We start from the raw sequence: 22,977 nt of genomic DNA, 5'->3' as shown, positions 1-22,977 counted from the left end.
AACCAAAATCGGAGAGAAAATGAAAAGACGAGACTTTTTAAGATTAAGCGCATTAGGCGCGGCTAGCCTTCAAGCAAAAGAGCTTGGAAGCGCAGAGCAAGCGTTATTTGACAAACAAAGCGGACTAAGCGCAAATAAATTTGGCCCATTTTACGTAAGAACTATCGCAGGGCGCGTGGTTGAGACCGTGCCATTTGAGGGCGATGCTTATCCAAACGAGCTAAATAACGCAGTCATTGACTACATCCAAAACGAGAGCAGAGTAAAATATCCATTTGTTAGAAAGAGCTTTTTAGCCAATCCAAACAACCCAAAACCAGAGCTTCGTGGTAAAGAAGAATTTGTGCGTGTGAGCTGGGACGAGGCCATAAAGCTAAGTGCAAAAATTTTAAAAGAAAATTTTGATAAATACGGTGCTGAAGCGATCTACGGACAGGTTTATCAGTGGGGTAGCCTTGGCAAAGTTGGCCACAGCCAAAAGACCGCAAAAAGGCTACTTAATGTGCTTGGTGGCTACGTAAATGAGCTAGGTGGCTACTCATACGGCGCAGCGACTGTCATTATGCCTCACGTCACTGGCTTTGTCGATCCTGCGCTAGTGCCAACAAAGTGGGAGGCTATCTTAAAAAACGCCAAAACGATCGTATTTTGGGGCACAAACCCAGTCGTTTCAAACAAGATCGCCATTGGCGTGCCGCTTCACAACTCATATAAATACTATGATGAGATCAGAAAAAAAGGCGAGAGCGGCGAGATGAAAATTTATAGCGTTGACGTTTATCACAACGATAGCGCAAAATACTTTGACTCAAAATACCTTGAAGTCGTGCCTTGCACCGATACGGCGATGATGATAGGTATGTGTAACTACCTTTTTGAAAAGGGGCTTTACAGCAAAGAATTTATAGAAAAATACACAGTTGGCTTTGATAAATTTAAAGAGTATATGCTCGGCACAAAAGACGGGGTCAATAAAAATTTAGCTTGGGCTAGCAAAATTTGTGGTGTGAGCGAGAAAGATCTAGCTAAATTTAGCGAGGATCTAGTCAAAAACGACTCAGTGATAATTAGTGGCTATGCCATACAAAGGCAAGATCACGGTGAGATGGCATACTGGGCGCTTGTGACGCTAAATGCGATGCTTGGACACATCGGCAAAGAGGGTTGTGGTTTTGTCACAAATGACGGCATGCACAAAAATGCTGATGAGAGCTTCATAGCGCCTAAACTAGCGGCGTTTGAGACAAAGGTACCTCAAAAATTTATTGATAGCGGGCTGGTACCAAAGACAAAGGGCTATGACATGCCAAACTCAAGGCTAATAGACGCACTTCTTAAGCCAGGCAAGGAGATAACAAGAAATGGCAAGAGCTACAAATTGCCAAAGATTAGAGTGATGTTTAACGCAAATGGCTCGACTTTCACAAGGCATCCTGACGCAAATAGAGCGATAAAAGCTATGCGAAATGTCAATGCTATCATCACTTGCGAGCCGTTTTGGACAAGTACAGCTAAATTTAGCGATATAGTCTTGCCAGCTGCACTTGAGTACGAGCGAACAGACATTGAAATGGCAAATTCAACTAGCGAGTATCTATTTGCGATGAAGCCACTTGTTAAGCCATTTGGTGAGAGTAAGAGTGACTTCGAGATCGCAAGACTGATTGCAAAAGAGTGGGGCAGGGAAGAGGCATTTAGCGAGGGCAAAAGCGAGCTAGAGTGGGTCAAGACAATATATGAAGATGCCGTTAAAAAGGCTGCCGAGCTTGGGTATGAGAGTATGCCAAGTTTTGAGGAATTTTGGGAGAAGGGATATTTTAGATTTGACAAGATCGATGAGAAAAAACGTTACTTTACAAACTATAAGAAATTCCGCGACGATCCAGTGGCAAATCCGTTAAAAACGCCATCTGGCAAGATAGAAATTTACTCTGAGACGGTTGCTGGCTTTGGCTATGATGACTGCCCACCGCATGCAGCTTGGCTTGAGCCATTTGAGTGGCTGGGTGCAAAAAACAAAAAATATCCTATCGCAATTAGCGGCGCGCACTCTAAATTTAGGCTTCACTCACAGCTAAATAACTCCGTGCTTCGCAACTTTAACGAGATCGCAGAGCGCGAGCCAGTGCTTATAAATCCAAAAACAGCTGAGGCTAGAGGGATAAAAATGGGCGACGTAGTGCGTGTGTTTAATGATAGAGGCGAAATTCTGTGTGGTGCATTTGTGACCGAAGATGTGCCACAAAATGTCGTAATAGTAAGCGAAGGTGCATGGTATGACCCTGAAAAACCGGGCGAAAAGAGCCTTTGTTTGCACGGAAATTTAAATGTGCTCACAAAAGACGTGCCATCAAGCGAGATGAGCCAGAGCAACACCGCTCACACAAGCCTTGTGGATGTCGAGAAATTTAAAGGCGTGCCAAAGCGCGTAACTGCATTTGACGCACCAAAGATTGGCATAATACACTCATAAAATAAAAGCTATCCTTAAATGGATAGCTTCTAAGCTTTAAAAATTTTATTTATCTTAATAGCAATGAGTTTTCACAAAGCTCTTCGATCTTTGAAATTTGCTCTTTAACTCTTGCTTTTAAGCCATCAAGCATTGCTATTTTTAAAGTATAAATTTCATTAAAATCGCTTTTTATATCAAGCAAAATTTTATTTAAAAACGAGCTGTTTGAGCACATTAAAGCTTCAAACTCATAAAGGCTAAACGCATCAAGCATGCGCTCATAGACGTCTTTTGCGCTTGGAATATAAAGTGGCGTATTCATCTGCAGGTGCGACTCTAGCGTCTTTTCTATCTTTTGTTTTATAAAATAAACCGCGAGTTTGAGCGCGTTTTCATAGTTTGAGGCTAGTTTTATATCAAGCTTTTCAAAAAACAAAGAGACCTTTTGTATGGCCTTAAATTTAGCCGTTTCATACTCTCTTAAAAAATTTTCATATGTCCGTCCGGCATATGTATTTATGGATTTTGTTTCGTAAGCCAAGACTTGATCATTAAAGCTAGCGTAATTTTCATAGCAAGATTTGTATATTAAAAATTTATCCTCTAAATTTTTATAAAGCTCATTAAACGCTGAGGTTATTGCATTTTCTAGCTCTTTTAAATCTTTTTTGTAGCGTTTAAAAAATTTATTAAAAACCACATCTTCGTAGATAAGTTTTGAAAAGACTTCGTCGCTATCAAGACTTATTACCTCAAAATTTTCACGCTTATAAATTTCTTTGTTTAAAAGCGTCTTTGAAGCGTTAAATTTTGTCTTTGAAAATGGTTTAAGTAGCTTAAATACCTCATCGGCAGCAAGTTTTATAACTTCACTCATTTGACTATAACTTAAAGCGATCTTTGGTTTAAACTCCTCTTTTATCGCCTCTAGCCTCTCATCTAATGAGCCACTAAATTCATCTAAAATCAACCGCGCATTATCATAAATTTCTAGATGTTTTTCTTGCTCGTTGGTTAGGAGTTTTACGATCTTTTTTGCCCTTGCTTTTATGAAATTTTCTTTAAAGCTCTTGTCTAAAAAGTATTCTTTAATAGCCTTTAGAGCTTCGTTAAAATTTGAAACTTCAAGTAAGCCTTTGTCATTATTTGTAATGCCAAGAAGAGCTTGCTTTGACGAGATAGCGATGATATCCTCAAAAAGCTCGCCATAAGTTTGCCCAGCGTGTTTTAGTAAACTTTCAAGCTCCTCCTCACTTAGCTTGTCTTTTTGGTTGATTAGGCAGATCGCTTTTAGATCATTGGCTTTTAAAATTTCTTTGATACTTTCAAGCTCGCTTGCCTTTGCGGCGTTATTTGCAAGGCTTAGCCATATCGCACCACTAACCTTTTTTAGCGTATTTTTTGTCTCTTTTGTATCAGCATCTCTTAGCGAGTTTAGGCCAGGAGTGTCGATGAAATTTATCTCTTTTAAAATCTCACTTGGCGCATAAAGCGTCATACCAGAAACTTGCTCGCCTAGCTTATTTAGCTCGGCTAGATCGCTACTTGCTAACAGGCTTTCGCTACCATTTATAAATTTTACGCTTAGAAGTGGTATCTTTGCAAATTTTAGCCTCACAGCCTTTGCGGTGACTGGAGTTAGTCCTGATGGCAAGATATCTTGACCAAGAAGTGCGTTTAAAAACGTTGATTTTCCACTTGAAAATTGACCGATAACAGCTATTAGCGGTGGTTCATTTAGAGTGTCTATTAGTAAATTTAAGCTCTCTTTTATCTGCTCGCTTATATGCAAGCTAGGATCGTTTAGGTCATTTACAAACCTAGCTAGCTCGCCCTTAAAATCATTTGTAAAAACCTTAAAATATCTCGCTTTGTAGGCATTTATAAACTCATTAAACATTTTTTATATCCTCTAAAAGTGAGCAAATTTCATCTTGCAAGGAGGCCTTTTGCTTAAGCTTTGAAATTGAGCTTTGATTTTGTAAATTTAGCTCATTAAGTTTTTCATTGAGCACTAAAAGTCTTTGGCTTAAAGCCTCTTTTTGGCTCATCTCATAAGCCTTTACTCGCTCTTTTAGTAGCTTTTTTTCATGTTCTGCTAGTGTCTCACAAAACTGCGATATGCTTTTATTGTTAAGTAAATTTTGTCTTAAGCCTAAAAGTGCCTCATCTGGCTCATTTTTATTTAAAATTTTAGCCTCAAGCTCATCTAAAAGCTCACCAAAATCAAGCTCTACGCCCATTTGCTTTAAAAAGTCATTTATACTAAAAATTTTATTTTCACTCACACTAAAGCCATCAAAACTTAAAGCGATATTTTGCTCGCATGACTTTGTCTGCACTAAAGTTTCATTTCTGGCCTCTCTCATGAGTGCCGCAACTCCGTCACAAAGTGTAGTTTTTGCTATTTGTGTAAGACGTTTTAGATTTAAATTTTCTCTTTTGCTTTTACAGTAAGCGATCTCGCTCTTAAGCTTTTCATTTAAATTTTGTAGTAGTGCTTCAAGCCCCATTTTATAGATATCTTTTGCATTTTTATCATCGAGTTTTTTTAGCTCGCTTTCTAAAAGCTTTTCAAGTTTTGTGAAATTTTCATTAAGAGAATTTTTGATATTTGCTTGCTCGTTTTGCAAAGCTTCTAGCTCTAAACCAAATGCCTTAAGCTCCAAAATTTCAGCCTTTGTGGCTTCGAGTTTTGTTTTTAAAATATTTTGCAATTCTTTTTGATATGAGCTTAAAATTAGAGCTGATTTTTTAGAGTCTTTACCAAAAAGTACATCATAAAGATACTCTTTAAACTCCGGCACGCCACTATTTAAAGCGCCATCAAGATAAGCTTTCGCGCTAAGGGCAAAATAATCTATCTTAATATCATTTATCTGCTCGCCGATCGCCTTTTTTACGTAGTTAAGCGTTTCATTAATATCCTTTGCGTCCAACTCGTCAGCGTGAGTTAGCACGATAGCAACTCTTACGATGTGCGAGTTTTCAAGGCATTTTTTCAAAAATAGTGCGTCTTTTTGCGTTGCACTTTGCGAAGCATTCATGAGATGAGCCAAAAGGTCGCACTCTTTCATAAAATTTGTAGTTATTTGCTCTCTTAAAACGATCGCATCATCTATGCCAGGAGTGTCTATAATGCAGACATTATCTCTTAAAAGCTCCAAGTCATCATAAAGCTCAACGCTTTTTACGAGATTTGCCGTTTTTGAGCTTGAAGATGTATAGTTTTTGATCTCATCTAGGCTGATCTCTACGCTACTGGCTGGTAAATTTTCGCTTGAAAGTCCAAGCTTTTCTAGCTCGTCTGGGCTATAAAAATTTACCTTTGCATGGCTATTTGATGCGTGCTTTAAGATGGTTAAATTTATGGTCTCAGGCACATTTGAAGTGCCAAGGATGGATTTGTTTAAAAGTGCATTTAAAAGGGTTGATTTGCCAGAGTTTATGACGCCACTTACTGCGATGTTAAAAAGCGTTTCGTTTGATCTTTTCTTGGCATTTTTCAAAGCTAGTAAAAATTCTTTATCTTCACCAAGCATGCTTGCTTTTTCATTTATCTCATTTAGAAAATCCAAGCTCTTGTGAAAGTGATCTTTTGGCTTTACATTAGAATTTTCAGCTTTATTTTGATTTGAGTTTTTGCTTATAAATTTTATTAAAAAATCAAATTTTTCATGGCCAATTATCTTTTCATCACGTAGCTTTTGTAAGTAGGTTACGAGTTCATCGCTTGAAATTTTTGCTTCATTTAGTGCTTTTAGTGTGGCTAGCTGAGCACTTTGTATGCTAAAGATATCAAGTCCAACGCCTAGCTTTTTTAAGATAGTTCTAAACTCAGCAAGAGCCATAAACTCATCTAAATTTTTCTCATCACAAGATAAAAGAAGCGCCAGTAGATCTGGGTAAAAAGGTACGCTTGCATCAGTGTTGGCATAAATTTTATTTAAATGCCAAGCGTGATTTAAAAACTCGTCCATTAAAGATTCTTTTTTTGAAATTTTTTAGATTTTATTACGTTTTTACTTACGAAGCTATCAAGATTTAGGCGCAAAATTTTATGTTTTTTAAAAAGTTTAATTTAACTCAAGCTTTTTAAAGCTAACTCTTGGATTTATATTTAGCTCGCTATGGCTTACAAACTCGCCTTTTAGGTACTTCTCACGTCCCGCTCTTGCTATCATTAAGGCGTTATCAGAGCAAAACTCAAGTGGAGCTAGCAAAAGCTCGCACTCGTTTTTTTGACAAAGCATCTCAAGCCTTTTTCGTAAATTTAGATTTGCACTTGCACCGCCAACTACGCCAAAACGCTTAAAATTTCTTAAACAAAAGACCTTTTCAAGCTTGTTTAAAATGTGCTCACAGGCAGTATTTTCAAATGCGTAGCAGATTTCAGCGATATCCTTTTGTGTGATATTTTCTAGCTTTGAAATTTCGACTCTGACTTGGTTTTTAAGCCCTGAAAAACTATATTCAAGGCGTTTATCGTGAAGAAGTGGAATGGTAAAATGAAACCTCTCTTTGTCTTTGCAAAGTAGGGCATTTTGCTGAACTACGGCACCGCCTGGATAGCCAAGATCAAGCATTTTAGCAACCTTGTCAAAGCTCTCACCAAAGCTATCATCGCTAGTGCTTGCAAGCTCAGTGATTTCACCATTTTCGCTTACTTCTAAGATCATCGTATGCCCACCACTAACTAGCAGGACGCCAAGTGGAAAGGTGGCTTCGCGATCTAAAAATAGTGAGTAGATGTGGCCAACTAAATGATTTACAGCAATTAGCGGGATATTTAGAGCCACGCTTAGCGCTTTTGCCATGCTGACACCGCCTATTAGGCTCACACTTAACCCTGGCTCATTTGTCACGGCGATCGCTTTTATATCTTTAAAATTTGGCAAGATATCATTTAAAAGTGCTGGCAGTGCCTTCGTATGAAGCCTAGCTGCAAGCTCAGGAACAACTCCACCAAAGATAGCGTGCTCCTCCTCTTGAGAAATTTTTTTATAATAAATCTTCTCTAAAGTGCGTTCATCTATGAGTGCAACTGAGCTATCATCGCAGCTACTTTCGATGCCAAGTATCATTTAAACTCCGCTAAGATCATGCCAGCAAATTTCTCTTTGCCATCTTCGTTTTTATAAAACTCGACTCGGTAAATTTTGCTGTCTTTATCGATGCTGTAGCTTTTATTTAGGCTATTTTTAGTCACTTCTTGCTCGCTCTCATCTATACTTTTTGTGCCATATCCTATGACATTTACGCGCACGTTTTTGAGTGATTTTATTTTAAAGCTCTTTTTCACGCTAAATTTATCGCCACTTTTTAATGTAAGCTCGCTACCGTCACTTATTAGTGAAATTTCATCAAGTGGTTTTGCAAACTCAAAATATTGTGGTTTTAATCTAGTAACAAAGCGGTTGCCATACTGCACTTTGAAGCTACCATTTTCTTTTATAACGGCTATTAGCGGATTTGGTGAGCTGTAATTTAACTCGCCTTTTTTAAGTGGGACAAAATTTATTAAAGGCTTTAGATTTTTGAGGCTTATTGCGTATGAATTTTCAAGCTCGAGTCTGATCTCTTTTTCGATCGCTTTTTTTACGCTTTTAACATCAAGGTTAAACGGCCTAGTAAAGCTAATGCCAGCCTTTTTCATATATTCTTCAATGGCGATTAGATGATAATAAGTCCTTTGCTCGGCGTTTAAATTTTTACTAGCTTCGTTTGCAAAGGCTGACTTATTTTGCGTAATAGCATAGTAAGTTAGGCTTTTTAGCATCTCTTTATCACCCATCGCAGTGTGTGTGTTTTTGATGTGATACTGGTGTTTTGGATCTATTAGGTGCTTATTTAACACGTCTTTTACGCTTGAGGCGATACTTTCAAGCTCTGGATATTTTGAGCTAGGAAGCGTGCTTTGGTCTATTATGCAAGTGTTGCCCCATTTATCTGGATTTTCGTCTTTGTTTATAAATTTATCTCTGTAATATCCGCTGCCATCGTGCAAATTTAAGATGAGCGTGACGTTTTTATCGGTGATGACGTCTTTTATCTTCATCACTGAGTTATAGTCAGGATCGTTTTTATCGACATGGGCAAATTTTCTATTCATATCGCCTTTTGTGCCACGACTTCGCTCGATTATACTTGGGAAATTTAAATTTGGCACGACCCAAAGCGAGCCTTTTGTGATGTTGTAGTCGGTGGCCACGATAGAGGCTGCCAAAAAGCCACCTGGCTCATCTCCTTGAATACCGCCGATTAACAACATCGTGTTTTCGCTTGGCTCACCTTTTTTGATAAGCGCATAGTCTAAAGTATTGGCTAAACTAGCAGTGGTAAAGGTTAGTAAAAAAAGTAAAAATTTACGCATTAATATCCTTCATAATGCTTTGTCTTTGGTAAAAGCAAATTTAAAACTATGCCAGTAACCGCACCAAGCCCTATACCTGAAAATTTAACCGCTCCAAGGTCAAGCACCATGCCACCGATGGCGAATATAAAGATGAGGGCTACGATTATCATGTTTCTAGGGTCTGCAAGATCGACTTTATTTTTTATAAGCGTCTCCATGCCAACGCTTGCGATGATACCAAAAAGTAGCAGCATGATACCGCCGATGACTGGGGCTGGGATAGTTGAGAGCACCGCTCCTAGCTTGCCAACGAAGGCTAGCACGATGGCAGTGATCGCCGCAAAGGTCATGATGGCTGGATTATAAGCTTTTGTAAGACTAACTGCGCCTGTGACCTCTGAGTATGTAGTGTTTGGCGGGCCACCAAAAAAAGCAGCAAGCGAAGTGGCAAGTCCATCTCCAAGGAGTGTGTTTTTAAGGCCTGGATTTTTTAGAAAATCCTCTTTTGTGACATTTGATATAGCAAGCATATCGCCTATGTGCTCGATCGCTGGAGCGATGGCGATAGGTATCATATAAATGATCGCTTCAAACTCAAATTTTGGTGTAGTGAAATTTGGCATTCTAAACCAAGGCGCATTAAATATAGGGCTAAAATCAACCATGCCAAAGCAGTAAGCTACGATGTATCCGGTGATAATACCAAGCAAAATAGGTATAAGCCTAAACATGCCACGTCCAAGCATCATTACCAAAATAGTAGCCACTAGCGAAATGCCAGCGACGATCATCGCCTCATTTTGGGTATAAATTTCAGTGGCTGATGTTGCCATTTTGACGGCATTTGGAGCAAGGATTAGGCCTATTGTCATGATGACTGGACCAACTACAACTGGAGGCAAAATTTTATGCAAAATTTTCTCTCCGCCAAAGCGGACCACAAGGCTTAAGACAACATAGAAAAATCCAGCAAATATAACGCCTCCCATCGTCACGGCTATGCCCCATTTTTCGATACCGTACTGAAGTGGCGCGATAAAAGCAAAGGAGCTTGCTAAAAAAATAGGCGGAACATTTTTTCTAGTAATTAGCTGAAAAAGTAGCGTGCCAAGACCGGCCGTAAAGAGAGCTACATTTGCATCTAGTCCCGTAAGTATCGGCACTAATACCAGTGCACCAAAGGCGACAAATAAAAACTGAACGCCGATTAAGCTTTGTTTGGGATCAAATTTATAACCCTCATACCTTTGCATTTAACATCCTTTTTGTGTAATTTCTAACTTCTTTATCAGCTTCAAAAATTTCATCAATATTTGAAATTTTAATATTTCTAAAATTTTTAACAGAGCTTAAAACGAGCCTTGAGATATCCAAAAACGAGCATTTTTTCTCTAAAAAGCTAAATACTCCAACCTCATTTGCAGCATTTATCACTACACCTAGATCAGGGTTTGCCAGGACTTCATCTTTTAGTGAAAAAATGGGGTATTTTTTAAGGCTGATTTTATGAAATTTTATATTTTTTAGATCAAGTAAATTTGCATGTGAAACGATATTTTCACTGACATTTTCAAACATGGCATGAGCGATAGCTAGCTTCATATCAGGCCGCGAGAGGTGCATCGTGCTTGAGCCATCTATAAATTCAACTACGGCGTGTATCGCAGAAGTTGGTTCTATCACAGCTTCGATATCTTTGATACCATAAAGCCAGTAAGCTTCCATTACCTCAAAAAGCTTATTTGCCATCGTCGCACTATCAATCGTGATCTTTGCACCCATATCCCAGTTTGGGTGTTTTAGTGCGTCACTTGGCGTGGCGTCTTTTAGAAATTTGATCGGCTTTTTATAAAATGCGCCGCCACTTGCTGTGATGATGAGTCTTTTTGGTGCAGTTTTATTTTCAAGTAGAAATTTAAGTCCAAAATGCTCGCTATCAATCGGCAAAATCTCTCTAGTCTTTAGAAATTTGCCGCCAACAACAAGACTCTCTTTGTTTGCAAGGGCAAGCCTTTTGCCAAGAGTTTGCGTCTTTAAACTAGGAGCAAGGCCAGCAAAGCCAACAAGGGCGTTTATTACCTTTTTTGAGCTTGAAATTTCTAGCATTTGCAGCAGTCCAGCCTCACCAAAAAAGATATTTTTAGTTTCTATATTTTTTACGTTTTTAGCTAGCTTTTCATCGCCTACGCAGACAAATTTTGGTTTAAATTTTAAAATTTGCTCATTTAGCAAATCTACATTTTTAGCGCAGCTTAATGCCTCAACCTCTACTCCAAATTTTTCGCAAAGGTTAAGGGCATTTTTGCCGATTGAACCAGTTGAGCCAAGTATTACCACGAGAGCGACCAAAGTAGGGCTACTACGCCAAATAAATAGCCATCTATCCTATCAAGCATGCCTCCGTGTCCTGGGAAGAGCGAACCACTATCTTTGACGCCACAAAGTCTTTTTAGGTAGCTCTCAAACAGATCTCCCCAAACCGCAAACACGCAGACTAAAAAGCTTGAAAATAAAATTTGGAAAAATCCTTCAGTTACAAAATTTCCAACAATGCAGCCAATCACTGTGCCTATTGCTACGCCACCTGCTGCACCTTCAATTGTTTTGTTTGGTGAGCTTGGGCTAAATGGATGTTTGCCAAACATTTTGCCAACAAAAAATGCACCACTATCGCTTGCAACTACGCTTAAAATAAGCCATACAAGATAGCCTACGCCATACTCTGAGTAAAGCATCCACATCATAAAGATCGGCGTGGTCGGATATACAAAAGGTGCGACTAGTTTTAAATTTTCACTTTTTATGTGAGCTAGGATCGAAGCAACTAGCATGATAGCAAGGATCGCTATGAATATTGGATTTGTAAAATATGTAAGCACGTAAAAAGCAAGCGCGGCAAAAACTAGCTGTTTGTGATCGATATTATAAAGCTTGAGCGACTCATTAAATGCGAAATAAAGCACAGCGCCGAGCAAGATAAAATTTAAAATATAATTATCAATAAAAAAAACTACCAAAATAGCAACAAACATCAAAACGCCAGTGATTATGCGAGATTGCATATCCTCTCCTTAAAATCGTTATTTCGCTGTAATTATAACACTTAAATTTTAGACGGCGTTTATAAGAGTAAAATTTGATCTAAAAAGCATTTTAAGCTGGTAAATTTGGACTATTTTGGCGTTAGTAAAGATTTAAATTTGTTTTTAAGCAAATAAATAAAGCAAGACCAAAATGATCCCAAGTAGTAACTTGCAATAAATATACGCAGTAGTGCTTTATGGCTTAAAATTTTAAAAATTATTTTCCTCAAAAAAGTCGGTGTCGATTTTGCAAATTTCATATATTTGGCTTGTTTGAACGCCGACTTTGTATTTTATCATTAGCTCTGCAAGCTTGTCGCCATCTATCAAAACCACACTAAAATTTTGATTATCTTTGGCGAAATTTTCAGCTTCTTTAGTAAATTTTGCCGTAGTGATAAAGACGCCTTTTTTGGTATTTTTATTTGAGATGGCACCGATAAACTGCTGAATCTCTGGCCTACGGATATTACTGCCGTCTTTGTATCTTTTTGCTTGGATATAAATTTTAGAAAGCCCAAGTTCATCTTCGTCTATGATGCCATCTATCCCGCCGTCCGGGCCTTTATTTGTGAGATTTCCAGCTCCATAATTCATTTTTTCAAGTAGCTTTGTTACAAGGTATTCAAAAAATCTTGGCTCTTTTTCTAAAATGCTAGATAAAATTTCACTTTTTAGCTCTTCTTTTATCTTGCAAAGCGCTTCATCTATATTGTCATCTGGGGTGTTTTCCGTGGCCTCTTTTTTCTCTTGCCTTATCTCTTGTTTGTAAATTTCATCGTACCAAGTGAGAAATTTGCTCTTTTTGTCCTTGCTACTTACTAGCTCCTTGCCAAAATTTGTTATAGCAAATAGACTTCTGCCAACTTTTTGAAGCGGCACTTTTTCTGGCTTTGATTTTACTTGTGCTGTTGTAGCCAGATAGGATAAAGCCCAGCCCGTCCTGCTTATATATGTAAAAGTTCCACTTTTTATTTTTTGTAAAATTTCATCATCTGATAATTTGAAATATTCAATTATGAATTTAGCAATTTCTTTAGTATTTGCCTCTTTCTTTTGCGCGACAAATTCTAAAATAGGTAGCATCATATCTTTATAGCTTGGTAACATTTTATATCCTTAAATGAAGCAAATTTTTGAAATTATATAAATTTTTTGGCTTAAAAGCTATAATCAAAACATGAGATGTCTTGGCCTAACAAATTTTCTTTTAGAAAATATTAGCTTATTTGTAAATACCTTTGCTACGATATTTGCGCTAATTTTTTGTTTTATTTCTGGTGTTGGAATAGTCTTTATATTTATCGCATTTCCACTTGGTTATATAATGGGCGCACTCTTATCAATCCCATTTTTGATATTTTTATTTTTCTTATTTGTATCTATTGATATCTTTTTATGCCTTTTGGCATCTATTTGCAGTCTTTTTTAATAAATTTAGAAGTAAATTTGGGGCTTTTACAGCCCCTTTTCTACTTTATAGCAGCCATTTTTCTACGCATATAAGCTATGCGGCTTTGAAGTGGTAAGTGTTTAGGGCAGTTGTCTTCACAGCCTAGCAAAGTCATACAGCCAAACACTCCGTCATCGTCGCCGATAAGCTCATAAAAGTCCTCATCGGTTCGTTTATCAAGCGCGTCGATTTTAAACCTAGCTACGCGGTTAAGTCCGACCGCACCGATGAAATCAGGTCTCATGATAGCCGTACCGCATGCAGCCACGCAGATACCGCACTCGATGCAGCGGTCAAGCTCAAATACCTCTTGCGCTACTTCAGGCTCAACCTTTTCCTCAAGCTTAGAGATATCTGTCTCGTGGTCTGTATGTATCCAGCTCTCCACACGCCTGCTCATCGCATTCATCCAGTTACCCGTATCTACGCTTAAGTCTTTTAGTAACTTAAATACTGGCAAAGGCATAAGCTCAATTACTCCGCTTTCAAAATCTTTAGTAAGAGTTCTACAAGCTAATCTTGGCTTACCATTTACAAGCATGCCACAACTTCCACAAATTCCAGCACGACAAACAAAGTCAAAGCTAAGATCTGGGTCAAATTTCTCGCGAATCATATTTAACGCGATAAATAATGTCATACCATCAGTCTCTTCTAACTCGTAGGTCGCAAAATGCGGCTTTGAAATTTTGCTTAACGGATTATATTTAAATGCTTTTATGGTTATTTTTCTACTCATATCCTATTCCTGCTCTTTCGTTTGGTGCTTTATATTTTGGTTGAAGATCGTAGTGCATTAGCGCTTCTTGAATTTCTTGTCTGCTCTTACCTTCAGCTTGCATTTTCTCACGAATTTCATCGACCTCTTTTTGGCGGATGGCACTATCTGGATGCTCAATAATATTACCTTTCGCACCATAGCCTCTGAATGCTGGTGGCATCTCCATTTTCATAATATCAAGTGGCTCATACACGATAGTCGGTAGCGTATCGCCCTCTTTCCAGCTAGTTAGAGTTCTGTTTAGCCAATTTAGGTCGTCGCGTTTCGGATAGTCTTCGCGGCAGTGCGCTCCGCGGCTTTCTGTGCGATCAAGCGCGCCTTTTGCGATACAAAGGGCTAGTTTTAGCATCTTTGGTACGCGGTAGGCTTCCTCAAGCTCAGGGTTGCCAAATAGCGCCTTATTTGTGACTTTGACGTCCAAAGATTGCTTATAAAGCTCTTCTAGCTCTTTTACCGCTACGGCTAGACCTTCACCCGTTCTAAAGATCGCTACGTGCTCCCACATGATGTCTTTCATCTTGTTTTTGATCTCAAATACGTTAAATTTGCCCTCTTTTTCGACCAGGCTCTTTAAATAGTCTTCTTCTTTTTTAACGAATTTTTCGATATCTGCGGTATTTATATCTATCTCGTGGCTGCCGCAGTAGTCGGCAAAATAGTCACCAACGATCATGCCCGCGACGACCGTTTCTGAAACGGAGTTACCACCTAGGCGGTTAAATCCGTGCATATCCCAGCACGCAGCCTCGCCAGCGCTAAATAGACCCGCTAGCGTCGGGCTCTCGCCAGTTGGCTTAGTTTTTATGCCGCCCATAGAGTAGTGCTGCATAGGTAGGATCGGCGCCCAGCCTTTACCGCGTTGGCGACCGTTTTCGTCGGTATACACTTCGGTGTCGGCAGGATCGATACCGTTAAAAATTTCGCAAATTTCTTGAACATCGCGTAAGTTTTTCTCGATATGCTCGCGTCCTAGGATCGAGATATCTAGCCAAACGTGATATCCGTATGGGCTAGGTACGCCCTTGCCTGCGCGGATATGCTCCATGATGCGGCGGCTTACGACGTCGCGGCTAGCTAGTTCTTTTTTCTCAGGCTCATAATCAGGCATAAAGCGATATCCGTCCACGTCGCGTAAAATTCCGCCGTCGCCGCGGCAACCTTCCGTTAGTAAGATACCGCTTGGAACGATAGGAGTCGGGTGAAACTGAACAGCTTCCATATTTCCTAGCTGAGCTACGCCGGTCTCAAGAGCGATGGCTGCGCCGATACCTTCGCAAACTACGGCGTTTGTAGTGTGCTTATAAACCCTACCGTAGCCGCCCGTGGCGATTAGTGTGCCTTTTGCGACGTATGCCGTGATCTCGCCGTTAACTAGATCGCGAACGATCGCACCGTAACAGCGGTTGTTTGCGTGGATTAGCGCGATAGCTTCTTTTCTATCGTGGATTTCGACGTTGTGCTTTAGAGCTTCGTTTGCTACGGCAAAAAGCATAGTGTGACCGGTGGCGTCGGCCGTAAAGCATGTTCTCCATTTTTTAGTTCCGCCAAAGTCGCGAGAGTGGATGAGTCCGTGGACCTCTTCTTTTTCTACGATAGTCGTTTTTTGAGCGTTGATGATAGCGCTTCTCTCGCCTTTTGTTATACGAGTCCAAGGCACGCCCCAAGCCGCTAGCTCGCGAATCGCCTTAGGCGCGGTTTGACAAAACATACGCGCTACTTGCTGATCGCAGCCCCAGTCGCTACCTTTTACGGTGTCGGCAAAGTGTACGTCCTCGTTATCGCCTTCGCTCATTTTTGAATTTCCCAAAGAGGCTTGCATACCGCCTTGCGCAGCCGCAGAGTGCGAGCGTTTTACAGGTATTAGGCTTAAAACGACGGTGCTTAAGCCCTTTTCTCCAGCAGCCACAGCAGCTCTAAGACCAGCTAGACCACCACCAATTACCAATGCATCATAATATTTTACATTCATCTTCTAGCTCCTTTTTAATGGCTGATCCACACGAAATCGGCGATTAGCGCAATTATAGCAAGTATGCCATAAACGGCAAATACAATTGTTTTTGCCTTATTTCTTTTGGCAAACATTTCGTGCTTATTTGCACCATCAATGCTTATCCATTTGACATACAAGCGGTACATACCGATACTGGCGTGAACGACCATAAAAACAAGTAGTGCGAAGTAGAAAATTTCTAGTTGATGAAATGCAGCCGCTGATTTGTCGGCAGTAATATGTCCGCCAAAGACTATATCCACTAGATGTGCGCTGGCTGCGAAAAATAGCGCAAAACCGGTTAAAAACTGAAACCACCAAAGCGTAGTATCAAGGTGCTTCATGCGGTCTTTGTGGCCTCTAAACATTAGATATTGTCTGTAGTTTGCTGGAAATTTTCTCATAGCTAAAAACGCGTGAGCGATAAAAACGGCGAATATTACCGCGGCTATGACGTTAGTGATCCACCATGTAGCCTCGCCGAATAAAAATTTAGCCTCCGCAAACCCTACGACAGCGTTAAATGCGTCTTTACCAAGTAGTATAGTAGAAGTAAAAACCATATGGCACAATATAAAACAGGCCAAAATAAACCCTGTAATACTTTGCCATCTATCCCAAGCGGCTGGAGTGCGACTTTTTTTGTCGTACGACCGTTTTCCCAAAAAACCTTCTATAAGCCCGGTCATGAGCCCTCCTAAGAAATTTGAAATAAATTATCATTTCTTAATACTAATTTAAATATTAGTATTAATTGATAAAGCTAATGCTAGCAGATTTTTACTTTAATATTTTTTAAACACTTATATTAGAGCTTTGAAAATTTTTTATAAAGCATAGCATAAACAAAAATTCCAAAACCACACATGATAAGTGATAAAATTTGACCCATTGAAAGATTAAAAATAATAAATCCAAGTCCTGAATCAGGCTCTCTAAAAAACTCGCAAATAAATCTTGTAAAAGTGTATAAAATAGCATAAAGTGCGATCAGCTCGCCATTAAATTTCTTATATTTTCTATATAAAAATAAAATAATAAAAATAACTAAACCTTCTAAGAATGCCTCATAAAGCTGACTAGGATGTCTTGGTTGGCCAAAAACATTTATGGCCCAAGGCACATCTGTAACTCGTCCAAAAAGCTCTTGATTTAAGAAATTTCCGATCCTGCCAAATGTATAGCCAAAAGGTATGCAAACCGCACAAAGATCAAGTAGCTGCCATAAATTTTGTTTATACCTTTTGCAAAATAGATATGTCGCAAGCAAAAAGCCAACTACTGCTCCGTGGTAACTCATGCCACGAATTCCTATAAATTCGCCGTTATGAAATGGATTAAAAATTTGCCAAGGTTGCGTCAAGTAGTAGCTTACTTCGCCTGAATAGACTAAAACCCAGCCAAGCCTAGCGCCTAAAATAACGCCTATTTCAACCCAGAAAAAGTAATTATCCAAGAGCTGATTTGAGATTAGGATTTTATCTTTTTTAACGAGATACTTTGCCATGGCAAGTGCTAAAACAAGGGCTAAAATATACATAAGCCCATACCAATGCACGCTAAAGCCAAAGATACTAAAGGCGACTGGGTTAAAGTGGTTATAAATATCGTTCCAAATTTCCATTTTTACTTTCTTTTTAAATTTTTGCGATTTTACAATGATTTAGCTTTGATGAGCGAATAAACTCTTGCCACTAAGTGCAAGGGCTAAAAATTTAAATTCGCTTGCTTCAAATTCTTTGCAAAATTTAAATAGCTCGGCAAACTCAGCCTCGTTTAAATTTATGCTCCAGATCGCTCCAGAGTCATTAAATTCTCTTTCAAACTCACTTAAATTTTTAGTGGCAAAATAGTGCTCAAAGCGGCTCATCAGCGAAAACGGCGTAAAAAATTTGATCTCATCTTTTATCTCAAATTTCATCACGCCACTATCTTTTATCGCTTTATTTATTACTTCATTTACAGCTCCAGAGTAGGCTCTTACAAGCCCTCCAGTGCCAAGCTTTATCCCGCCAAAGTAGCGAACTATCAAGACACCAACATTTATTAGCTCAGCGCCCCTTAGCGCATTTAGGCTTGGCTGACCGCTAGTGCCCTTTGGCTCGCCGTCATCACTTTGATTTTCAACGATTTGTCCGTATTTGTTTAACTCCCTTGTTGCCCAAACTACATGAACGGCCTTAAAATGCTCTTCTTTTAGGCGTTCATGCAAGCTTTTAAATTCGCTTATCGGGCACAAAAATGCCAAAAAATTTGACTTTTTTATATCAAGCTGGGCTTTAAAAATCCTATCAATCGTCTGCAAATTTGCTCTTTTTTTAAAATTTTAAAAATCTTATCAATTTGCTAATTAAAGCCTTGTAAATTCAGAGAAATTTATATTATTAAGGAAAAGATAGTAGAATTTTGCAATTTTTCATGAAGGACTAAAATGATACAAACTTGCCTATTTCCAGCGGCTGGATATGGAACGAGGTTTTTACCAGCTACAAAATCGCTCCCAAAAGAGATGTTGCCGATCCTTACAAAACCGCTCATTCACTACGGAGTTGATGAGGCGCTTGAGGCTGGCATGGATAATATGGCCTTTGTCACAGGACGCGGAAAAAGGGCGCTTGAGGACTATTTTGACATCAGCTACGAGCTAGAAAAAGAGATCGCAGGTAGCTCAAAAGAGTCGCTGCTTAGCGAGGTTAGAAATTTAATGAGCTCATGTACATTTTCATTTACGAGACAAAATGCTATGAAAGGGCTTGGACATGCTATTTATACAGGCAAAACTCTAGTTCGAGATGAAGCATTTGGAGTCATTTTGGCAGATGATCTATGCATAAATGAAAATGGTGAGGGCGTGCTTTCACAGATGGTTAAAATTTATGAAAAGTATCGTTGTAGCGTCGTTGCAGTAATGGAAGTGCCAAAAGAGCAGACCAAGTCTTACGGCGTTGTAAGTGGTAGATTTATAGAAGATGATCTAATAATGGTCGATGATATGGTTGAAAAGCCTGATCCTGCCGAGGCTCCGACAAATTTAGCGATAATCGGGCGCTACATCCTAACGCCAGATATTTTTAATATCTTAGAGCGAACAAAGCCAGGTAAAAACGGCGAAATTCAGATTACAGACGCGCTAAAAACGCAGGCAAAAGATGGCATGGTGCTGGCTTATAAATTTAAGGGTAAGAGGTTTGACTGCGGCAGTATCGATGGGTTCGTCGAGGCTACAAATTTCTTTTACGAGCGCAGTAAATGATAGAAACTTCATTTAAATTTAACTTTGCAAGTAGCGAAGTCATTGACTCCTACGCCAAACGCATAAATGACGAGTACGAAAGCGGCGAGATAGGCTACTACCACCTGCCAGTGCTTGGGCAAAATTTACTAGGCGAGATCGAGGAGTATGAAAAGGGGCTAGCTCATATCAAAAATGTCGTGCTAGTTGGTATCGGTGGCAGCAGTCTTGGCGTAAAGGCGCTAAAATCGATGCTTGATGGCACAAAGGGGATAAAAAGAGAGCTTTTATTTTTAGATAATGTCGATCCTTGCAGCTACAAAAACACGCTTGATGGAGTAAATTTTGACGAGACGCTTTTTATAATAAGCTCAAAATCAGGCAATACGATCGAGACAATCACTATTTTTAAGTGCTTGCTTGATGACTTTAAGCCTAAAAATTTAGGCAAAAATTTTCTCATAATCACCGATCCTGGGACAAATTTAGAAAATTTCGCCAAAGAAAATGGCATCAAATTTTTTAACATTCCAAAAAACGTTGGCGGTAGATTTAGCGTGCTAAGTGCGATAGGCCTTGTGCCTCTTGGTATCTGTGGCTACGATATAAAGGCACTACTGGAGGGCGCACTTGCTTGCAAGAAGCAATACATCGAGCAAAAAGATAGCTCCATAGTCGCTAAAGCTTACCACTACGCTACTAGCAGAAACGCAAGTATAAATGTCATTTTTAGCTATTGCGATAGATTTTTTGAATTTAACGACTGGTACGTGCAGCTTTGGGCGGAGAGCCTTGGTAAAAAAAGAGGCTATAAAAGGGTCGGCCTTACGCCAGTTGGACTTGTCGGCAGCCGCGATCAGCACAGCTTTTTGCAGCTTATCATGGACGGCGTAAAAGATAAGAGCGTGACATTTATAAAGATAAAAGATCACGCAAGCGACAAGACTATCCCAAGCTTTAGCCTAAAAGGGCTTGAAGAGTGCGATTTTGTGGCGGGTCTAAGCCTAAATGAGCTTATAAATTTGCAGTGCGACGCGACTGCTATGGCGCTGGTGCAAGAGGGCATAAGTGTCGATACGATCACGCTTGAGAGGCTTGATGAGTTTCACGCTGGCTGGCTCATTTTCTACTACGAGTTGCTTACCTCGGCCACTGGCATCATGTTAGGCATCAACACCTACGATCAGCCAGGCGTTGAGATAGGAAAACGTATCCTAAAAACTATGCTTTTAAAGTAGAAAATGAAGAAATTTCTACTTTTGGCTCTTTTTGCCACGCAAATTTTTGCCTTTTCGGCGAGCAAATTTGTAAATGACGCTAGGTCGCAGATCGGCGTGACGATAAGTTACGATCCAAGTTACGAAAGTCTTACTTATCCTATGGGCGACGTGAATATCAAAAAGGGCGTTTGCACCGACGTTGTGGTAAGGGCACTGCGGCATCAGGATATGGATCTACAAAGGCTCATTTTTGAAGATATAAGTAGAAATTTCGCAAGCTATCCTAAAAAATGGGGACTTAAAAAGGCTGATAAAAACATCGATCACAGGCGTGTTTTAAACATCGCTACCTATCTAAAAAGAAAAGGTTTTGAGGTGAGTGATGATAAATTTTTGCCGGGCGATATCGTCACATGGATGCTGCCAAGAAATTTACCTCACATCGGTGTGATCTCAGATAAATTTGAAGGCCAAATACCGCTTGTCATCCACAATATTGGCTCTGGCGTGCAGGAAGAAAATATACTTTATAACTACAAGATCACAGGTCATTTTAGGCTAAAGTAGCAAAAATGGCTTTTTAATCAATTTTTAGGCAAAATCGCAAAAAAAATAAATTCAAGGAAAAATAATGTTAGAAGTTAGGGGACTTACTCAAAGATTTGCAAGCAGTTTGCTATTTGAGGATGTAAATTTAAAGCTAAATCGCCACAACAGATACGGACTAATCGGTGCAAATGGCGCTGGTAAATCGACATTTTTAAAAATTTTAAGCGGAGCTATCGAGCCAACTAGCGGCGAGATCATCATAGAAAATGGACTAAAAGTTGGTGTGCTTGGGCAAGATCAGTTTGCGTTTGAAAATTTCACGCTAAAAGATGCGGTGCTTTATGGCAACAAACGCCTATATGACGCTGTAAAAGAGAAAGAGAAGCTCTATATGAGCGAGGAATTTACTGATGAGATAAATGAGCGCTTAAGCGAGCTTGAGATGATAAGCGCCGAGGAAGATCCAAGCTACGAGTACGAGACTAGGATAGAAAAAATTTTAAGCTCACTAGGGCTAAATGAATTTGATAAGCTAATGAGTGAGGTTGAAAACTCAGATAAAGTTAAGGTTTTGCTAGCTCAAGTGCTATTTCCAAAGCCAGATATTTTATTTTTAGACGAGCCAACAAACAACCTTGATATAGACGCGATCGCATGGCTAGAAAACGAGCTAAACCGCCACGAGGGCACGCTTGTGGTTATCAGCCACGACAGACACTTTTTAAATAGAGTTTGCACAAACATTTTGGATGTGGATTTTAAGAAAATTCGCGAGTTTTCAGGCAACTATGACGACTGGTATATGGCTGCAAATTTGATCGCAAAGCAGCATGAGATGGAGCATGACAAGAAGCTAAAAGAGAAAGAGGAGCTGGAGAAATTTATCGCGAGATTTTCAGCAAATGCGAGCAAGGCAAAGCAGGCAACCTCTCGTGCAAAACAGCTTGAAAAATTAGATATCGCTGAGATCGCAGTATCAAGCAGGCGTGATCCTAGCATTCTATTTCGTGCAAACCGCGAGATAGGAAACGAGCTAATTGAGCTAAAAAATATAAGTAAGAAATTTGATGATAAGGTGATATTTGAAAATTTTAACTTTAAGCTTGAAAAGGGCGACAAACTAGCCATCATCGGTCATAACGGCGTTGGTAAAAGCACACTTTGCAAGATCATAATGGGCGAGATAAAGCCTGATGCGGGTGAGGTGCATATAGGCGCGACCATCGAGCTTGGATATTTTGCGCAAGATACGGTAAATAAGATAGATGGCGAGCTAAAGCTTTATGAGTACTTGCAAGATGCCAAAAACAAGGACATCGACGAGATCAGAAAGTGCCTTGGCAGGATGCTCTTTAGCGGTGCCGAGCAAGAAAAGGCAGTGGGCGCGCTAAGCGGTGGCGAAAAACACCGCGTTAGACTAGCTCAACTCATGCTTCACAGACCAAATTTACTTGTCATGGATGAGCCAAATAACCACCTAGACCTCGAGGCTATCATCGCGCTTGGCGAGGCATTTTATAATTTTAATGGCTCAGTTATCTGCGTGAGCCACGACAGGGAGCTAATAGACGCCTTTGCAAATAGAATTTTACACCTAAAAGGCAATGGCGAAGTGGTTGATTTTAAAGGTACTTACGAAGAATATAGAGCAAATTTAGGGCTTGAGAGCTAAAATTTGTTATTTCTTGCTCCTGATTGTAGGGGCAAGATTAAAATTTATATTTACTACAAATTCTTACAAATATTAATCTAACCATATAAATTAAAAATAGCTTATAAAAATTATCAAAATCCAATAAAAAGACTTTATAAATAAGAAAGAAAATTAATAAGAAATTTCTAAAGTATTAGTAAGA

18 protein-coding genes are annotated in these 22,977 nt (G+C 39.4%); 5 read left to right on the top strand and 13 right to left on the bottom strand.

Going from position 1 to position 22,977, the window contains the following annotated elements:
* Nucleotides 1-19 precede the first annotated feature (19 nt).
* Nucleotides 20-2,473 carry a molybdopterin-dependent oxidoreductase gene (locus CVS93_RS07250; RefSeq protein ID WP_107687124.1) on the top strand — a complete coding sequence of 818 codons (2,454 nt, stop codon included), beginning with the start codon at nucleotides 20-22 and terminating at the stop codon, nucleotides 2,471-2,473.
* A gap of 49 nt (nucleotides 2,474-2,522) precedes the next feature.
* Here CVS93_RS07250 and CVS93_RS07245 read toward each other — a convergent pair whose 3' ends face one another.
* The 13 genes from CVS93_RS07245 to CVS93_RS07180 form a co-directional block, all read right to left on the bottom strand.
* The gene (locus tag CVS93_RS07245) at nucleotides 2,523-4,355 is read right to left on the bottom strand and encodes a dynamin family protein (protein WP_107687123.1); all 1,833 of its coding nucleotides are present in this window, start codon (nucleotides 4,353-4,355) and stop codon (nucleotides 2,523-2,525) included.
* Nucleotides 4,348-6,435: a dynamin family protein gene (locus CVS93_RS07240; protein WP_107687122.1), complete on the bottom strand. Its 2,088-nt coding sequence runs from the start codon at nucleotides 6,433-6,435 to the stop codon at nucleotides 4,348-4,350. Before CVS93_RS07240 ends, CVS93_RS07245 begins: the two co-directional genes overlap by 8 nt.
* A gap of 96 nt (nucleotides 6,436-6,531) precedes the next feature.
* Nucleotides 6,532-7,539, bottom strand: coding sequence for a tRNA (adenosine(37)-N6)-threonylcarbamoyltransferase complex transferase subunit TsaD (gene tsaD / locus CVS93_RS07235; RefSeq protein WP_107687121.1), 1,008 nt, complete (start codon nucleotides 7,537-7,539; stop codon nucleotides 6,532-6,534).
* Nucleotides 7,536-8,828: a M99 family carboxypeptidase catalytic domain-containing protein gene (locus CVS93_RS07230; protein ID WP_107687120.1), complete on the bottom strand. Its 1,293-nt coding sequence runs from the start codon at nucleotides 8,826-8,828 to the stop codon at nucleotides 7,536-7,538. Before CVS93_RS07230 ends, tsaD begins: the two co-directional genes overlap by 4 nt.
* Nucleotides 8,828-10,063 (bottom strand): uracil-xanthine permease family protein, encoded by a 1,236-nt coding sequence (locus tag CVS93_RS07225; protein ID WP_107687119.1) that lies wholly within the window; start codon nucleotides 10,061-10,063, stop codon nucleotides 8,828-8,830. The genes CVS93_RS07230 and CVS93_RS07225 overlap by 1 nt, the downstream gene beginning before the upstream one ends.
* Entirely contained in the window at nucleotides 10,050-11,159 is a 1,110-nt protein-coding gene (gene dxr / locus CVS93_RS07220; protein WP_107687118.1) for a 1-deoxy-D-xylulose-5-phosphate reductoisomerase, read from the bottom strand. Before dxr ends, CVS93_RS07225 begins: the two co-directional genes overlap by 14 nt.
* Nucleotides 11,141-11,872: a phosphatidate cytidylyltransferase gene (locus CVS93_RS07215; protein ID WP_084041191.1), complete on the bottom strand. Its 732-nt coding sequence runs from the start codon at nucleotides 11,870-11,872 to the stop codon at nucleotides 11,141-11,143. Before CVS93_RS07215 ends, dxr begins: the two co-directional genes overlap by 19 nt.
* A 231-nt stretch (nucleotides 11,873-12,103) precedes the next feature.
* Nucleotides 12,104-13,003, bottom strand: coding sequence for a restriction endonuclease (locus CVS93_RS07210; protein WP_107687117.1), 900 nt, complete (start codon nucleotides 13,001-13,003; stop codon nucleotides 12,104-12,106).
* Nucleotides 13,004-13,365: 362 nt separating this feature from the next.
* Nucleotides 13,366-14,085: a fumarate reductase iron-sulfur subunit gene (locus tag CVS93_RS07200; protein WP_021091811.1), complete on the bottom strand. Its 720-nt coding sequence runs from the start codon at nucleotides 14,083-14,085 to the stop codon at nucleotides 13,366-13,368.
* Nucleotides 14,078-16,096, bottom strand: coding sequence for a fumarate reductase flavoprotein subunit (locus CVS93_RS07195; RefSeq protein WP_072595155.1), 2,019 nt, complete (start codon nucleotides 16,094-16,096; stop codon nucleotides 14,078-14,080). The genes CVS93_RS07200 and CVS93_RS07195 overlap by 8 nt, the downstream gene beginning before the upstream one ends.
* Nucleotides 16,097-16,110: 14 nt before the next feature.
* Complete coding sequence (locus tag CVS93_RS07190) at nucleotides 16,111-16,809, bottom strand: fumarate reductase cytochrome b subunit (RefSeq protein ID WP_107687115.1); 699 nt, start codon at nucleotides 16,807-16,809, stop codon at nucleotides 16,111-16,113.
* A 119-nt stretch (nucleotides 16,810-16,928) separates the two neighbouring features.
* A complete protein-coding gene (lgt, locus tag CVS93_RS07185; RefSeq protein ID WP_107687114.1) occupies nucleotides 16,929-17,744 on the bottom strand; it encodes a prolipoprotein diacylglyceryl transferase in 816 nt (271 codons plus the stop codon).
* A 39-nt stretch (nucleotides 17,745-17,783) separates the two neighbouring features.
* Entirely contained in the window at nucleotides 17,784-18,425 is a 642-nt protein-coding gene (locus CVS93_RS07180; RefSeq protein WP_103604885.1) for an IMPACT family protein, read from the bottom strand.
* 126 nt (nucleotides 18,426-18,551) lie between these two features.
* On the opposite strand from CVS93_RS07180, the gene galU reads away from it, so the two are divergent.
* The 4 genes from galU to abc-f all read left to right on the top strand — a co-directional run bounded on the left by galU (nucleotide 18,552) and on the right by abc-f (nucleotide 22,793).
* Nucleotides 18,552-19,373, top strand: coding sequence for a UTP--glucose-1-phosphate uridylyltransferase GalU (galU, locus tag CVS93_RS07175; RefSeq protein WP_009294249.1), 822 nt, complete (start codon nucleotides 18,552-18,554; stop codon nucleotides 19,371-19,373).
* Nucleotides 19,370-20,590: a glucose-6-phosphate isomerase gene (locus tag CVS93_RS07170; RefSeq protein ID WP_107687113.1), complete on the top strand. Its 1,221-nt coding sequence runs from the start codon at nucleotides 19,370-19,372 to the stop codon at nucleotides 20,588-20,590. Before galU ends, CVS93_RS07170 begins: the two co-directional genes overlap by 4 nt.
* 3 nt (nucleotides 20,591-20,593) lie before the next feature.
* Complete coding sequence (locus CVS93_RS07165; protein WP_107687112.1) at nucleotides 20,594-21,139, top strand: DUF1287 domain-containing protein; 546 nt, start codon at nucleotides 20,594-20,596, stop codon at nucleotides 21,137-21,139.
* Nucleotides 21,140-21,203: 64 nt separating this feature from the next.
* The gene (gene abc-f, locus CVS93_RS07160) at nucleotides 21,204-22,793 is read left to right on the top strand and encodes a ribosomal protection-like ABC-F family protein (protein WP_107687111.1); all 1,590 of its coding nucleotides are present in this window, start codon (nucleotides 21,204-21,206) and stop codon (nucleotides 22,791-22,793) included.
* The last annotated feature ends 184 nt before the right edge of the window (nucleotides 22,794-22,977 follow it).

It is taken from the genome of Campylobacter concisus (assembly GCF_003048535.1).
Taxonomy (GTDB): domain Bacteria; phylum Campylobacterota; class Campylobacteria; order Campylobacterales; family Campylobacteraceae; genus Campylobacter_A; species Campylobacter_A concisus_S.
Note: the sequence above shows the minus strand (reverse complement) of the source record. Positions and strands in the feature narration are given on the sequence as shown.